General features: G+C 63.3%; 18 protein-coding genes. All 18 read left to right on the top strand.

Going from position 1 to position 15,399, the window contains the following annotated elements; genetic code table 11:
* The first annotated feature begins 7 nt into the window (after window positions 1–7).
* The 18 genes from EGH23_RS11550 to flaJ all read left to right on the top strand — a co-directional run bounded on the left by EGH23_RS11550 (window position 8) and on the right by flaJ (window position 15,346).
* Entirely contained in the window at window positions 8–442 is a 435-nt protein-coding gene (locus tag EGH23_RS11550) for a chemotaxis protein CheW (RefSeq protein WP_220580144.1), read from the top strand.
* Window positions 443–525: 83 nt separating this feature from the next.
* Window positions 526–1,251, top strand: coding sequence for an RAD55 family ATPase (locus tag EGH23_RS11545; RefSeq protein ID WP_220580143.1), 726 nt, complete (start codon window positions 526–528; stop codon window positions 1,249–1,251).
* Window positions 1,252–1,416: 165 nt separating this feature from the next.
* Window positions 1,417–1,755 carry a winged helix-turn-helix domain-containing protein gene (locus EGH23_RS11540; protein WP_135305681.1) on the top strand — a complete coding sequence of 113 codons (339 nt, stop codon included), beginning with the start codon at window positions 1,417–1,419 and terminating at the stop codon, window positions 1,753–1,755.
* A gap of 84 nt (window positions 1,756–1,839) precedes the next feature.
* Window positions 1,840–2,115, top strand: coding sequence for a DUF7521 family protein (locus tag EGH23_RS11535; protein ID WP_220580309.1), 276 nt, complete (start codon window positions 1,840–1,842; stop codon window positions 2,113–2,115).
* A gap of 358 nt (window positions 2,116–2,473) precedes the next feature.
* Window positions 2,474–3,100, top strand: coding sequence for an archaellin/type IV pilin N-terminal domain-containing protein (locus tag EGH23_RS11530; protein WP_220580142.1), 627 nt, complete (start codon window positions 2,474–2,476; stop codon window positions 3,098–3,100).
* Between the two features lie 76 nt (window positions 3,101–3,176).
* On the top strand, window positions 3,177–3,743 hold the full coding sequence (locus tag EGH23_RS11525; protein WP_220580141.1) for a DUF7500 family protein: 567 nt from the start codon (window positions 3,177–3,179) through the stop codon (window positions 3,741–3,743).
* Window positions 3,744–3,789: 46 nt separating this feature from the next.
* Window positions 3,790–4,266, top strand: coding sequence for a hypothetical protein (locus EGH23_RS11520; protein ID WP_220580140.1), 477 nt, complete (start codon window positions 3,790–3,792; stop codon window positions 4,264–4,266).
* A complete protein-coding gene (locus EGH23_RS26330) occupies window positions 4,263–4,988 on the top strand; it encodes a hypothetical protein (protein WP_236044770.1) in 726 nt (241 codons plus the stop codon). The genes EGH23_RS11520 and EGH23_RS26330 overlap by 4 nt, the downstream gene beginning before the upstream one ends.
* Window positions 4,985–6,232, top strand: coding sequence for a hypothetical protein (locus EGH23_RS26325; RefSeq protein ID WP_236044769.1), 1,248 nt, complete (start codon window positions 4,985–4,987; stop codon window positions 6,230–6,232). The genes EGH23_RS26330 and EGH23_RS26325 overlap by 4 nt, the downstream gene beginning before the upstream one ends.
* 107 nt (window positions 6,233–6,339) lie before the next feature.
* Window positions 6,340–6,699: a chemotaxis protein CheY gene (gene cheY, locus EGH23_RS11510; protein WP_162317342.1), complete on the top strand. Its 360-nt coding sequence runs from the start codon at window positions 6,340–6,342 to the stop codon at window positions 6,697–6,699.
* Window positions 6,700–7,917, top strand: coding sequence for a chemotaxis protein CheC (locus tag EGH23_RS11505; protein WP_220580308.1), 1,218 nt, complete (start codon window positions 6,700–6,702; stop codon window positions 7,915–7,917).
* Window positions 7,917–8,438, top strand: a complete 522-nt coding sequence (locus tag EGH23_RS11500; protein ID WP_220580139.1) for a chemotaxis protein CheD — start codon at window positions 7,917–7,919, stop codon at window positions 8,436–8,438. Before EGH23_RS11505 ends, EGH23_RS11500 begins: the two co-directional genes overlap by 1 nt.
* A 248-nt stretch (window positions 8,439–8,686) precedes the next feature.
* Window positions 8,687–10,273 (top strand): FlaD/FlaE family flagellar protein, encoded by a 1,587-nt coding sequence (locus tag EGH23_RS11495; RefSeq protein ID WP_220580138.1) that lies wholly within the window; start codon window positions 8,687–8,689, stop codon window positions 10,271–10,273.
* On the top strand, window positions 10,257–10,700 hold the full coding sequence (gene arlF / locus EGH23_RS11490) for an archaellum stator protein ArlF (RefSeq protein ID WP_220580137.1): 444 nt from the start codon (window positions 10,257–10,259) through the stop codon (window positions 10,698–10,700). The genes EGH23_RS11495 and arlF overlap by 17 nt, the downstream gene beginning before the upstream one ends.
* Complete coding sequence (gene arlG, locus EGH23_RS11485) at window positions 10,701–11,153, top strand: archaellum stator protein ArlG (RefSeq protein WP_220580136.1); 453 nt, start codon at window positions 10,701–10,703, stop codon at window positions 11,151–11,153.
* A complete protein-coding gene (gene arlH / locus EGH23_RS11480) occupies window positions 11,150–11,911 on the top strand; it encodes an archaellum protein ArlH (RefSeq protein ID WP_220580135.1) in 762 nt (253 codons plus the stop codon). Before arlG ends, arlH begins: the two co-directional genes overlap by 4 nt.
* 13 nt (window positions 11,912–11,924) lie before the next feature.
* The gene (locus EGH23_RS11475) at window positions 11,925–13,598 is read left to right on the top strand and encodes a type II/IV secretion system ATPase subunit (protein WP_220580134.1); all 1,674 of its coding nucleotides are present in this window, start codon (window positions 11,925–11,927) and stop codon (window positions 13,596–13,598) included.
* Window positions 13,598–15,346: an archaellar assembly protein FlaJ gene (flaJ, locus tag EGH23_RS11470; RefSeq protein ID WP_220580133.1), complete on the top strand. Its 1,749-nt coding sequence runs from the start codon at window positions 13,598–13,600 to the stop codon at window positions 15,344–15,346. The genes EGH23_RS11475 and flaJ overlap by 1 nt, the downstream gene beginning before the upstream one ends.
* Window positions 15,347–15,399 lie beyond the last annotated feature (53 nt).

The raw sequence follows: 15,399 nt of genomic DNA, 5'->3' as shown, positions 1-15,399 counted from the left end.
AGAAGCTATGTCAGCTCAGTCAGCCACAACCGGTCAAGTGCTCGAATTCGCTCTCGGTGCGGAAACGTACTGTGTCAGTATCGGTTACGTCACCGAGATCGTCGACGTCGGCGACCTGACGCAGGTCCCCAACGCGCCCCGCTACGTCGAAGGGGTCATCGACCTCCGGGGGCGGACGACGTCTATCGTCGATCCCAAGGTCGTCTTCGGGCTCGACGACGCCGGTGCGGGCAAGCGCGTCATCGTCTTCGACCCGGACATCGTACAGAATCAGAGCGCCGTCGGGTGGTTGGTGGACGAAGTAGACCAGGTCGTCCAGATAACTCCCGACCAGATCGACGGATCGCCGGGCAACGACGCCGGGTCTATCCACGGCGTCGTCAAGCGCGACGAGTCGTTCGTCATCTGGGTCGACCCCGCAGTCGTCCACAGTGAAGCCTGAACGCCCGCTTTTCCGCCCGTTCGTGAACAAGACTTTTGAAGACAGACGACTCACGGTTACACAACTCAGCACCTACTCCTATCATGATCGAGCTAACGAAGACGGGCATCGACGGCCTCGACGACATCCTCAACGGCGGTATCGTGAAAGACTCAACGACGCTCATCAGCGGCAATCCCGGTGCCGGAAAGTCGATCCTCTGCCTCCAGTACATCTACAACGGCGTCGAGATGTTCGACGAGAAGGGCATCTACCTCACTTTCGAGGAGAACGAATCGGACCTTCGGGAAGCCGCCGAGTCCCTCGGCTTCGATAAGTGGGCCGAGTTCGTCGAAAACGGCGACATCCAGGTCTACGACAAGCAGGTGCTCCTCCGCGAGAACGACTTCTCCTCCTCGCTGGATATCCTCTTAGACGACTTAGAGGACGACGAGTACGACCGACTGGTGCTCGACTCGCTCGCGATGTTCGAGCTGTTCTTCGAGAACGAACGGGAAAAGCGCACCTACCTGCTCAAGTTCACCGACATCCTCCGGGAGAACGGCCTGACTTCGCTGCTGACCAACGAGCAGGGCGCGGTGTTTCCAGACACCGAAATCGGCCTGGCAAACTACCTCACGGACGGGAACATCTACCTGATCCAGACGCCGACCGACTCCGGCGTCAACCGCTACGTCTGGGTGGCGAAGATGCGAAAGCAGAACATCGAGACGGACATCTATCCGATGGAGATCGACTGGGGCGGGCTGAAGGTCCATCAGAACGCCAGCGCTTTCTCGATGATGAGCGACGAGGACTCGCCGCTGTAAGGTCGGTTTACGCCGCTCCTAATCCCGTTATTGTCGAAGAAAACGATGGATAGTGCGCCCGAGACGACCGGGATGCTCGCTTCCTGTCGATTCGTACCCCGGCTGAACTCACCCGCTATCACTGGCGATAGTTTTATTGTAGTTACAATATATGATTTGATAACGATGGCTTCAGCGGATCTTCTCCAGACGCTGGGGAACAAATACAGCGCCGAGATCCTCGACGCGACCGACGAACCGGCGTCGGCTCAAGAACTGAGCGATCAGCTCGGGATCCCCATCGCTACTTGTTACCGACGCATCGACGAGTTGACCGAACACGATCTGCTCGAACTCCACGACAACATCCTCTCGGACGACCGGCGACGCATCAAGGTGTACCGCCGGAACGTCGACGAGGTCCGCGTCGACTTCGACGACGAACTGACCGTTCACGTAGAGGAACGCTCCGAGGTCACCAACAAACTCGACGAAGCGTGGCGCACGCTCTCTGCGGACCGCTGAGAGTCCGTACGCGACTGATTATCAGTGAAGATATTTTCGCAAGTGGATTTATTACAGGGTTCCGCATAGCCGTAGGCAGTGCCGATGATAGAACTCCTCTATGCCATCTCGACGCTGGTATTCGTCGTCGCCGGGCTCACCATGGTCGGGATGGCGATGCGGGCGTACGTCCAGACGTCCCGAAAAGCGATGCTCCATCTCTCGCTCGGGTTCTCGCTGGCCGTCGCCGGGGCGGCAGCGACCATGATCAGTGCGTTTATCAACGACTTCGAGGGCGTGAAGTCACTCCTGCTCGTCAACAGCGGCCTGACGACCTTCGGCTACCTGTTCGTGATGTACAGCCTCGTCACCTACGACTGAAGGCGACTGCGACGGGAGCCAGTGCGATAACCGACCGATACTCTGTCTGTTCCTACTCGATTCGAACCGTGCTTTCTCGCGTGCGCCCGCAGTCACAGCGCTCCGAAAGCGCGAGTTCGAGCCGGTCCTCCGAGAGGGTGGAAATCACACGTGTCGATCTATCGTATACGAACAGTATCAGCCGTCGGAATCGACGAACTGTGACGCCGCAAGCGGAGACGAGATAGCAGGGATAAAATCAGACGTATGGCGTACAGATGCTCTGGAATGCTCGTTATCAGGATAGATATTTCGGGGAGAGGTATTATTACAGGTAACAAATATGGTTCTGGTAGGTCAGACAGACCTGACATAACCCATGTTCGACAAACTACGAAACGACGACGACCGCGGGCAGGTCGGGATCGGCACCCTCATCGTGTTCATCGCGATGGTGCTGGTCGCCGCCATCGCCGCGGGCGTCCTCATCAACACGGCAGGATTCCTGCAGTCGAGTGCAGAAGAGACCGGACAACAGAGCAGCGATCAAATCACTAATCGGTTGGAAGTGGTTAATACAGTCGGGAACGTTGACCAAAGTTCCGGCTCGGTCACTAGTGTTGAACTCACAGTTAAGAAAGCTCCTGGGGCAGGTAACATTGATCTCAGCAGTACCATCGCACAGATGGTCCATTCGAGTGGGTCCTACGACTTGATATACTCGGACTCTGATTCCCCTAGCGGTAAGAAATTCGGGGTAAAATCCGTTCAGGACGCTCCTGATAGCGACACCTCGCTAACCAGTACAGGAAGCGCCGTTATCAACGATCCTGCAGATCGTGCAAAGATCACTATTCAGGTAGACGATTCTGAGATCATAGGAAGTAATGGTCTGAAAGAAGGCGACACGGCAACCATCCAACTGAACACCCAGTCCGGTGGTACCACCACTGTCCGACTCGTGGTCCCCGAGACGCTCTCGGGCAACTCCGCGGTCACTCTCTAAATCGGCGCAATCTTTCTCTCTTCGATAGCATCCCGACCAGCGACGGAATTATACACTTCCACATACAGTATCCGATATGTCGCGGGGGCCAGACGAACCGAAGCCGGAAGATGGGAAGATACTCTCCCCCGAAGAGCTGGATATCGCCGAGGACGAACACGTCACCGAGATTGACGAGGGCCGCTACGTCGTCTCCTCGGACGTGCGAACCGACGAGGGCAGTCTCCCCGCCTCGGCGGAACCGACGCCGGAACCGGACCCGGAACCCGAACCCGAGCCGGCGACGCCGGAGTTCTCGGACGCGAACGTCCACGACTGGCTCGCCGAACAGCTGGCCGATTCCAACACCCGCTACGGGTTCGACGTGACCGCGAAGTTCGACGGCGAGGTGGATCAGCAACAGCTCGTCTCGAACGACATCGTCACCGTCTTCGAGAGTTTCATGCTATGGTACGGTCGCCGGATGGACGGCTCGACGGACGTCGAAGACGTACTCGGGATTCTCCTCTCGGAGTCGAACGTCCCCGTGAAGTACCCGCCGGCCAGTTTCAGGGAGGCCGTCAAGTCGACCGGCGTCTCGCCGGACGACACCGTCGCCGACCTCCTCGAAGCGGTCGAAGCGCGGGACGGCGCGGAGTTCTGACCGACGAGGGTTTTAAGATCGGTCGCCCGCCTTGGTAGTGCAGGCGATGACCCGACGGTATCTGCTGACCGGCGTTGCCCTCTTCGTCGTGGTCGTTTCGGTGGCGACGGGGCCGCTGACGGGGGTGGACGTGACCGAGCAGCGAGTCACCGAGTTCGGTGACGGGACGGCGACCGTCGAGTCGGTAGCGGTCGATACAGGAGCGATTCGCGTCACCGACGGCCGCTTCGGCACCGGCGTCTCCTACCTTCGCGTGCCGACAGCGACGGTCGCGGTCGCGTCGGTCACGGACCGACCGCGACTGGTCTATCGCGTCTCCGTGCCGGCGCTCGACGTCGAACTGACCGAGACGACCGTCGTGACGAAGCCGGGGACGCATCGACTCGCACCGGACGACCGGGGGATGGCGCGGGGGACGGCCGATGGATCGTCTTACACCGGTACGCTGGCCGTCCGCGTCCAGAGTTTCACCACCGATCGAACCGTCTACCGCGAGAACGTGACCATGGAGGTGGCGACGTGACCGAAGCGTGGGGCGGACGGCGACGCGCGCGGCGACTGCTGTGGCGGGTGTTCGGCGACCGACCCGGCCTCCTGCTGTGGCTCGGCGTGCTCTGCTGGTTCGGACTGACGTGGCGGGTCGGCATCTTCATCCAGGACACGTACGCGGTGGCCAACGCGCTGGTCGCGCTCGCCGACGGGCACCTCCACGTCACCGAACTGCGATATTCGATAACGCTCGGGTCCCAGCCCGGTCTCCATCAGTACGGTGGACGGCTGTACGGGCGCAACTACGGCCAACTCGCGCTCGCGGTGCCGCTGGTCTGGGCGCTGGAGGGACTCAGCGTGATTGTGGCTCCGCGCCTGTTGCTCGCGTCGCTCTGGGCGGGACTCGGTCTCGCGTTCGTCGCCCAGGCGAGTCGGCTCGACGGGTTCGACCGCGAGCGAACGCGAATTGTCGGCAGCGTCGTCGTCGCGCTGTTGTTCGCCGGCAGCGTGCTGACGGCGACGGACTTTTCGCGGGACCGACTGGCGCTCGCGGCCCTCCAACTGTCGACGATGGTCGCGGCCGCGACGGCGTGTCTCGTCTGCTATCGGCTCCTGGGTACCCTGCACGACCAGCGGGTCGGTCTGGCCGCCGGCGTCGCCCTCGGCGTCGCGACGCCCGTCGGGTTCTGGGCGACGATCCCGAAGCGGCATACGGTCGTCGCCTGCCTGACGATCCCGTCTACGCGTTCGCGGTGAGCCGGCGGGCTGAGGGGCGGGCGGCGATGCGAGCCAGAGCAGGTGCGTACGCGCTGGCTGGTCTCGTCACGTGGGTCCACGCCTTCGAGGCGTTCTTCCTCGTGGGGGCACTCGGCGTCGTGGACCTCCTGACCGCTCGCTCGAACGGTGCGAGAGACCTGCTGGTCGTCGGCTTCGCGCTCTTACTGGCGACGACGCCGATGCTGGCGACGAACTACGCCATCTCCGGCAATCCCGCGAAGCCACCGAGACTCTTAGCGGACGCCGAGGACGGTGGCGTGGAGTTCGTTCCGTCGGGCGGCTCGGGCGGAGATGCCGGTGACGGTACGAGCGATGGCGACGGAAGTACGGGCGAAGGAGGTAGTGCAGGCGGGGGCAGCGAGGGCGGAGGTAGCGGCGAGGGTGGCGGCGGTACCGCTGACGACGGATCCGACGTGCCGATACTCGATACGGTCCGGGAGGCCGCCGAACCGGCCTGGCGATTCGTCGGCGGTGCCGTCGTCGGGGGTATCGGCGTCCTCGGTGACCCCGGCAGACTCGTCGATATCTTCGTCCGGAGCGGCCACGTCGAGGGGGTGCGCTACGACCTCAACGGCTACGAGGTGATAGAACTCTCGTTGCTCGAAGCGACGCCGATACTGGGCGCGTTGCTGACGCTCCCGGTCCTCGCGGGGCGGCGACTGCGCCGAGACGGATGGGAGTTCCTTCGAGAGATCCACCTCCGCCGGCTCTCGGCGCGACGGCAGACCGACCTGCTCGTGGTAGCGCTGACCGCCGTGTTGACCGTCGTCTACCTCCCGCGACTGCCCCTCTACAGTATGCTCACGGTCAGATATATCCACCCGGTCGTCCCCCTCGCGCTCTACGGCGTCTGTCGCGTTCCCGCAGTTCGGGGGGCGGTTACCGAGGCGACGGGGACGCTCGCTCGGTCCTACGCCGCGGGGCTTGCGTTCGCGCTCGTCGTCGTTCTCGCGGGTATCGCCGGCCTCGACTTAGCACTCGGGGAAGCGGTGCAGTACCACGCGCTGTGGAACCTCGGGGCCGCAACCGTCTGTGCCGGAACCGTTCTCGGCCGGACGGTCGCCCCCGACCGCATCTCGCCACGTGCGGTCGCGGTCGGTCTGGCGCTCTCGGCGGCGTTCGCCACGGCCTACCTACTGCTCTCGGGGCTGGTGTACTTCGAGTACGGCACCCACGCGTTCGACGTGGTTCGCGTGGTCACGGCACCGTTACCATCGCTCTAAACGACTGGCGACAATCGGCCCGTATCGCCGTCCTACGTCGGTATCACAGGCGATAATTTACGGGACACCTTTATTTAGCTAATCGAGGTACTTCGTTCCGATAGGTCATGCCAGACGTACTGATTGCCGACGATTCGGAGTTCATGCGGAACCTCCTCCGGGAGATTCTCGAAGAGGACCACACGATAGTGGGCGAAGTCGAGAACGGGGTGGAGGCCGTCGAGGTGTACAAAGAGCAGTCGCCGGACCTCGTGATGATGGACATCGTGATGCCCATCCGCGACGGCATCGAGGCGACAGACGAGATAAAGACCTCGAACCCCGAAGCCAACGTCATCATGTGTACCAGCGTCGGCCAGGAGGAGAAGATGAAGGAAGCCGTCAAGGCCGGTGCCGATGGCTACATCACCAAACCGTTCCAGAAGCCGAGCGTCATCGAGGCTATCCAGGACGTCGTCCCGTCATAGATAAACGTCGACATCCAGTCGCTCGGCACGTTCAACCAACTCGCACACGAGGGAGCCGAACAGGCGACTCAGTCGCTGACCCAGATGACGGGCATCGACGCCGCCGTCGACGTGACGAAGATCACGTTGCTCGATCGCGAGGACGTCGGTGAGGGACTCACCGGCCAGGAGTTCGTGGGCGTCCAGTTCGGTTTCGACGGGGTGCTGGAGGGCGAGACGGTGCTGGTGTTCGACAGCGAGTCGGCCGACACCATCGCCGACGCGCTGCTGCCCGGCAGCAGCGACGACCCGGCGATGGCAAAGAGCGGCGTCACCGAGATCGGCAACATCATGATGAGCGGCTTCATCGACGGGTGGGCCGACTACCTCGATTCGACTATCGATCACTCGCCACCCACGTACATCGAGAAGACGGGCGCGGACGTATTGCCCGAGGCACCCGAGTCCGAGGAGTACTCGCAGGTGTTCGTCTTCAAATCGGAGATCGAGTGGGTGGGCGAGTCGGTGAACTTCTACATCTACATGCTCCCCGAGTACGACTCGCTCGCGGACGCGATGATGCGGCACGCCGACACCGACGGCGACGCCATCCCCATCGACAAGCTCCAGACCTTCAACGAGATGACCACCAGCGGCACCCGGCAGGCCGCGGACAACGTCGAGATGATGACCGGAATCCCGACCGAGGCGGAGGTGACACAGCTCAGTTTCGCCCCTATCGAGGACGTTCCGCGCCAGATCGGAACCGATACCTACGTGGGTACGGTCGTCGAGTTCACCGGAACGCCGAGCGGCTATCTGATGGTGCTGTTCGACGAGCGCTCGGCGGTGACCGTCGCCGAGGCGATGATGCCCGTCGAGATGGACCGCGACGAATTCACCGAGCAACACGAGATGGCGATCGAAGAACTGGGAAACATCATGACCAGCGGGTTCGTCGACGGGTGGGCGAACGTCCTGCAGACCTCGGTAGACCACACGCCGCCGCGCCTCGTCCACGACATGGGACGAGCCATCGTGGACCCGCTGGCGGCACAGGTCGGTCAGTATCAGGAACACGCGTTCATCATCGACTCGAAGATGCGGACCGACGACATCGAGTTCGAGGCCGAGATACACGCGCTCCCCAACGAGAGGGAACTGCGAGCGGCGCTCGATGACTTAGACGTCGAGCGCGCCGAGGAGACCGACGCCGACGTCGAACAGATATTCAAATAATGAGGGTCTACGACGGCACGCAGTCGGAGACGACCCAGACCAACGACCCGGAGCGCGTCAAGATCGGCATCGCCGAGTATCAGGTGACGACCGATTCGGCGGTGCTGACGACCAGCGGTCTCGGGTCCTGTATCGGCGTCGCTATCTACGACGAGCTGTCGGGCGCTGCCGGACTGGTCCACGTCATGTTACCGACGGCCGAGGACGTCGATGGCGGCAACAGAGCGAAGTTCGCCGACACCGGCGTCGCGGTGCTCGTCGAAGCACTCGAAGCCGAGGGGGCGTCCCGCGACGGGATGCGAGCGAAGATCGCCGGCGGTAGCGACATGCTCGACTTCTCGGAGAACGGCTCGTCTATCGGGTCGCGCAACGCCGAAAAGGTCCGGGAGACGCTCGAAGCGTACGGCATCCCCCTCGTCGGCGAGGACGTGGGCGGCGATCACGGGCGTTCGCTCCGCTTAGAATCCGACACCGGGAACCTCGTCGTCAAGAGCGCCAACACGGACTCGGCGACGCTCTGATCTCGGTCGTGACAGCCCGACCGCGGGCGTGTCTCCCTCGTGTCAGACGGACGGCAGCCGTACGTCTGCCGCGAGCGCGCCTCTCAGCGCCGTTTAGCTGCGAAAAGCGACGAACGTAGCGCTTCATCTGCGGCCCCGAACGTTACGAAATCAATTCAAGCATTTTAGACACGTAGTTTGAGAGGTTATTATCAGATTTGATACGCTAGACGGTATATTGATGATGGGCGAGGGAATCGTCACAGACGATGAGTAGTCTCGCTCTCGTGCCGACGCTACAGGCGGCTACCCCGGACGTAGTCGCACTCGTGCCCGCGTTACTCGTGGTCCTCTCGGGGGGCCTCGTCGGGATGAGCATCAAGAGCATGTTCGATTCGATCATGTCGGACGGCGAGACCGACGACGCGGACGACGGGATGAGCGGTGACGGTGGATTGATGACCGACGACGGCGGGGACGACGACCTCGGCGGACTCGGCGGGCTGGACGACGGCGACGACGTGGGCGGGTTCGGCGACGACGAGTTCGGCGACATGGAGGACGCGAGCGGCCCGGACACGGACGAGTTAGAACACCGGCTCGACGAGCTGGAGAACGAGGTCGGCTCGCTCTCCTCGACGGTCAACACCGTCCGCACCGAGAACGAGTCCATCTCCGAATCCGTCGAAGACGTCGAGGAGAACGTCCGAAAGCTGCTCGACATCTACGAGATGGTCACCCGCGGGGTGAACCCCTTCGCCGACAACGTCGACGCCGGGATGGGCGGCGGCATGGGTGGCGGCGGCTCGTTCGGCCTGTTCGACGACGACGGCGGCGACGAGGACGACGCGGAGATCGACGACACCGTCGCCAACGCCGACGCCGAGGGATTCTTCGACGAGGACCTCGTCGACGACGGCGGCGACGGGATGGCGATGGACGACGGCGACGACATCTTCGGCGACGACGATATGGGCGGCTTCGAGGACGACGGCGGCTCGTTCGACGAGGAGTTCGAGGACTTCGAGGAGACGGATGACGACATGAGCATGGACGACGGACTCGACGTGGACGAGGGGAGCGACGACGGGGACGGCGAGGGGGGCAAGTCCTTCGCCGAACTGAAAGACGAGTACGAATCCGGCGACGCCGACTGGGCCGACGGCGAGGAACCGGACGCCGACGCCGAGTCCGACGCGGCGCTGCTGGACGACGCCGACACCACGTTCGACGACGAAGGCGACGACTCCGACGAGGAGGGCGATGCGTTCGGCGACGACAGCCTCGCGGACGACGACCTCTTCGACGAGGTCATCGAGGACGAGGGCGACGACGCGTCGACCGACGACGCCGCCGACGGGGCCGCGGTCGAAGCGGACCCGGAACTCGCCCCCGAACCGGAGCCCGAGCCCGAGCCCGAGCCGATCGCCGATCCGACGCCGGAAGCGACCCCGGAACCGGAGCCGGCGACCGAATCCGCGGCCGAAACGAGCGGTGAGGAGAGCGACGACGGCGACGACGGCAAGCCGTACCTCGATTCGGTTCCGGAGGGGTTCGCGGCCGACCTCATCGTCGTCGAGTGGCTGGAGTACCTCGTCGGACAGGCGGGCTACCGCGAGGCCTCCCGCGCCATCGACTACTACGAGACGATCGGCTGGATCGACGCCTCGGTCGCCGACGCGCTGGCGGAGTACCTCCGCGGCTTCGACGACGTGGCCGACGCCAGCGGCGGCCTGACCATCGACCACCACACCGAGAGCCTCCGCTACATCTCACAGCTCGACGAGGACAGCGGCCCCGAGGCCGTCGCGCTCTCGAAACTCGCCGGAGGTGGTGCCGATGGGCTTCAGCGTTAGCGGCTCGGCGGCTCTCGTCTTCGTCGCCATGTTCATCGGGTTCGGGATGTTCTACTCGGCGACGGCCAACGGCTTCGAGAACGTCAACGACGCCCGCGACGCCCAGGCCGACCGGACGCTCGAACAGCAAAACACCGCTATCGAGGTCACGTCCGTCGTCTACAACACGACGGCCGATTCGCTGAACGTCACCGTCACCAACGCCGGCTCGACGGAGCTGGCCGTCAGCGACGTGGACGTGCTCGCGAACAACGCGTATCTCACCGGCTACGGAACCGCCGTCGAGGGCGACGAGACGACGGACCTCTGGCTTCCGGAGGAGCGGCTGGTCATCAACGCGACGGGGATTCCCTCGAACCCCGGCCGAGTGAAACTCGTCACCGGTCCCGGCGTCTCGGCCGTCGAGACGACCGCGGAGGTGAGCTAGATGGCGAGCGTCTCGGCCTCTCACCTCATCCTGTTCATCGCGTCGATGATGGTAGCCGCGAGCGTCGCCGGCGTGTTCACCGACAGCATCGGGCAGTTGAGCAACGCCGTCTCCGAACAGGGGCTCGACGTCAGCAGCGAAGTCCGCACCGACATCGAGGTCATCTCCGACGCCGGGAGCGACGCGATTTACAACACCAGCGGCGACGACAACATCACGCTCCACGTCAAGAACACCGGCTCCGAGGACCTCGGGGCCGAACCCGGACAGATGGATCTGTTCGTCGACGGGCGGTACGCCCGGACGTTCGGCGTCACGCTCTTAGACGACGGCGTCGTCTGGCGGCCCGGCACGGTCGTCCGCCTCGAGATATCTCACTCGCTGTCGCCGGGCGACCACCGCGTCAAGGTCGTCGTCAACGGCGACGAAGAGGTGTTTAAATTCCGAACATGAGTCTCGCAAACAGCGATCTGTTCTCGCTCGGACTGGACGATCACGACCGACTGAACAAGGAACTCGGCGGCGGCATCCCGCCGGGTAGCATCATCCTCGTCGAGGGCGACTACGGGGCCGGGAAGTCCGCGCTGAGCCAGCGCCTCACTTACGGACTCTGCGAGGAGGGCCACGACGTGACCTACCTCTCGACGGAACTCACCGTCGGGAGCTTCCTCGACCAGATGCATTCGCTGTCCTACGACATGGTCGACCACCTGCTCGACGAGAACGTCCTCTTCCTGCACGCCGACATCGGGGACTCGAACACGTTCTCCGGCGGCGACGAGCAAAAAGAACGCAAGGAACTCCTCAAACGCCTGATGGAGGCCGAAGTGATGTGGGACGCCGACGTCGTCGTCATCGACACCTTCGACGCCATCCTGCGGAACGACCCCAAGTTCGAGGCGCTGGTCCGGCAGAACGACGAGCGACAGGCCGCGCTGGAGATCATCTCGTTCTTCCGTGATATCATCTCTCAGGGGCGGTGCGTCATGCTGACCGTCGACCCCTCGACGCTCGACGAGGAGGCCATCGGCCCGTTCCGGGCCATCGCCGACGTGTTCATCGAGCTGGAGATGATCGAGGTCGGCAACGACGTGCGCCGACAGATCAACGTCCTCCGATTCGCCGGGATGGGCGAGCAGGTCGGCGACACCGTCGGCTTCTCGGTTCGGTCGGGGACAGGCATCGTCATCGAATCGCGGAGCGTCGCATAGGAGGACCGAAGATATGACAGATCACGGCCGCGCGAAACCCTCGGACGAACTTCGACAGCTGGCCGCCCGGCGACCGCACCTGCGGGACCACCTGAAGAAGTTCAAGCAGATCACCGGGGAGTTTCCCATGCTCATCGAGGAGGCCGACGGCGACTACGAGTCTGACCGCCCGAACGTCCTCTACCCCGTCGGCGGCCCCATCTTCTGTCACATCTACGGCGACATCGGTCAGGACATGAAGTACTACGCCATCGAACCGGAACTCGACCAAGAGGAGGGCGTCGTCTTCGATAAGGTCCGCAACCGCCTGCTCCAGAAGAGCGTCAACAAACCCGCCCCCGAGAGCGAGGCCGAGTACGACGACCGCATCGAGGAACTCCTCCAGGAGACGACTCGCATCCGCAACGAGGACAGCGACAGCGGCGTCCTCACGCGCCTGTCGAACCTGACCGACGTGGGCAGCGTCGAAGTGACCCAGTCGACCTACGAGAACATCCTCTATCGGCTGAACCGCGACATCGTCGGTCTCGGCCCGCTCGAACCGGTGATGCGCGACCCGGCCAACGAGGACATTCACGTCATCGGCCGGAGCGAGTGCCACGTCGACCACGGCGTCTACGGCATGCTCGAAACCACCGTCGAGTGGGAGAGCGAGCAGGCGTTCGACCAGTGGCTCCGCAACATGGGCGAGCGGATCGGCGACCCGGTCTCCGACTCGGACCCCATCGTCGACTCGACCCTGCCGGACGGGTCGCGCCTGAACCTCATCTACTCCGACGACGTGAGCGTCAAGGGACCGTCGCTCACCATCCGACAGGGCGACGAGGTCCCCCTCTCCGTGTTCCAGATCACGAAGTGGATGACCCTCTCGCCGGAGCTGGCGGCGTACCTCTGGCTCTGCCTGGAGAACGAACAGACGGTGTTCGTCGTCGGCGAGACGGCGTCGGGGAAGACGACGACGCTGAACGCCATCACCTCGTTCATCCCCGACGACGCCAAGATCTACACCGCGGAGGACACCGCCGAGGTGCTGCCCCCGCACAACACTTGGCAGCAACTGCTCACCCGCGAGGGCGAAGATGAGGGGACCAGTATCGACATGTTCGACCTCGTCGCGGCCGCGCTGCGTTCGCGTCCCGATTACATCATCGTGGGGGAGGTTCGCGGGGAAGAGGGTCGGATGGCGTTCCAGGCGGCCCAGACCGGTCACCCGGTGATGCTGACCTTCCACGCCAGCGACATCGTCTCCATGATTCAGCGCTTCACCGGCGAACCGATCAACGTCCCCGAGACGTTCATGGACGTCGCCGACGTCGCGCTGTTCCAGAACCGCGTCAAGCAGGGCGACCGCGTCCTGCGCCGCGTCACCTCGGTGCAGGAGATCGAGGGGTACTCCAAGGAGATGGACGGCATCGTCACCCGGCAGGTGTTCAACTGGGACCCCGTCGAGGACGAGATCGTCTTCCAGGGGATGAACAACTCCTACGTCTTGGAGGAGCAGATCGCGACGCTGCTGGGCTACGAGGACACCCGCGACATCTACGACGATCTGGAGTTCCGCGCGAACATGATAGAGCGCGCCATGCAGGAGGGCATCCTGGGGTATCACGAGGTCAACGACTTCATCTCGGACTTCCAGCGCGACGGCGTCGAGGGCATCCCGTTCAACGTCTCGAAGCCCAACTGATGGCCCAGAGCGAAGCCGAGAACGGACTCGACCTGACGATTACCGAGACCGTCCAGGGGCTGGTGGAGTCGTACCGCCAGATGACGATTCCGCTGGAGCGGTACCTCCTCTTCATCCTCCTCCCGTCGGCGGGCTTTTTCCTCCTCTCGGTGGTGGCCGCGCTCTTTCTGGATCAGCCGCTGATGATCCGCCTCCCGATCCCCCTGCTCGGGTTCCTGGCGATGGCGGCGGCGCTGTTCTACCCGAAGATCCTGCTCAGCCAGCGCAAGCGCGAACTCAACAACCGCTTTCACCTCCTGATCACCCACATGACGGTGCTGGCGACGACGAAGATCGACCGCATGGAGGTGTTCCGCACGCTCGCCCGCGAGGAGGAGTACGGCGAACTCGCCATGGAGATGCACCGCATCACGCAACTGGTCGATACGTGGAACCAGAGCCTCGACGACGCCTGTCGCCGTCGTGCGAAAGAAGTCCCCAGCGACGCCTTCTCGGATTTCCTGGACCGCCTCGCCTACACCCTCGGCGCGGGCCAGTCGCTCGACGACTACCTCATCTCCGAGCAGGCACAGATCATCCAGCACTACACCACCGTCTACAGCAGTTCGCTCGACAGCCTCGAAGTGATGAAGGACCTCTATCTCTCGATGATCCTCTCGATGACGTTCGCGCTGGTGTTCGCCGTCGTCCTGCCGGTGCTCACCGGAACGAACCCGACGATGACCGTCAGCGCCGTCATCGTGATGTACGTCTTCGTCCAGTCGGGGTTCTACCTCGCCATCCGGTCGATGGCTCCCTACGACCCGCTGTGGTTTCACCCCGAGGAGTATCCCTCGCCCATCGAGGAGCGCCTCGATAAGTCGATGTACGTCGGCGTCGGTCTCTCCGCGGCCCTCCTGTTCATCACGCTCGGCGGGATGTTCGGCGTCTCGCCCATCACCCTGAACGACCTCCTCTTCTTCTTAGACGTGGTTCCGCTGCCGTTCTACGCCGTCGTCCCCATCACGCCCATGCTCATCCCCGGCGTCGTCTTCCGACAGGAGGAACAGCGCGTCAAGGCCCGCGACGACGAGTTCCCCAGTTTCATCCGCGCGCTGGGAGCCACCGAGGGCGCGAAGCAGTCGACGACTGGGATGGTGCTGCGGACCCTCCGCAAGAAGGACTTCGGTCCCCTGACCGAGAACATCAACGACCTCTACAAGCGGCTGAACATGCGCATCGAACCGACCGCGGCGTGGCGCTACTTCACCGCCGACTGCCGCTCCTACCCCATCCAGACCTTCTCCGAGATGTACCTCATCGGCCGCGAGATGGGCGGCTCGCCGAAGCAACTGGGCGAACTCATCGCCGCCAACATGAACGAAGTCCTCCAGCTCCGACAGAAGCGAAAGCAGGCGACGACGACGATGGTCGGCCTGCTGTACGGGATCACCGCCGCCTCCACCTTCGCCTTCTTCATCGGCCTGCAGGTCGTCAACATCCTCGCACAGATGTCGCTCGACCTGAACGCCGGCAGCCGACTCGACGTCAATTCCCTGATCAACACCGGCGTCTACAACATCCCCCTCATCGAGTTCCTGCTGGTCATCATCATCATGTTCTCGGCCATGCTGTCGGCCCTGATGATCCGCACCGTCGACGGCGGTCACAAGGCCAACACCTACCTCCACTTCGTCGTGCTCTCGTGGATCGGCGGCGTCACCGGGACGTTCACGAAGTGGCTGGTGACGCAGTTTCTCGCCATCTAAATTTTTACTTCGGGGGGTCGCCGACGGCGACCCCCGCTCGCAAAAATTTAGTA

The sequence above is a fragment of the Haloarcula nitratireducens genome (assembly GCF_019599505.1).
Note: the sequence above shows the minus strand (reverse complement) of the source record. Positions and strands in the feature narration are given on the sequence as shown.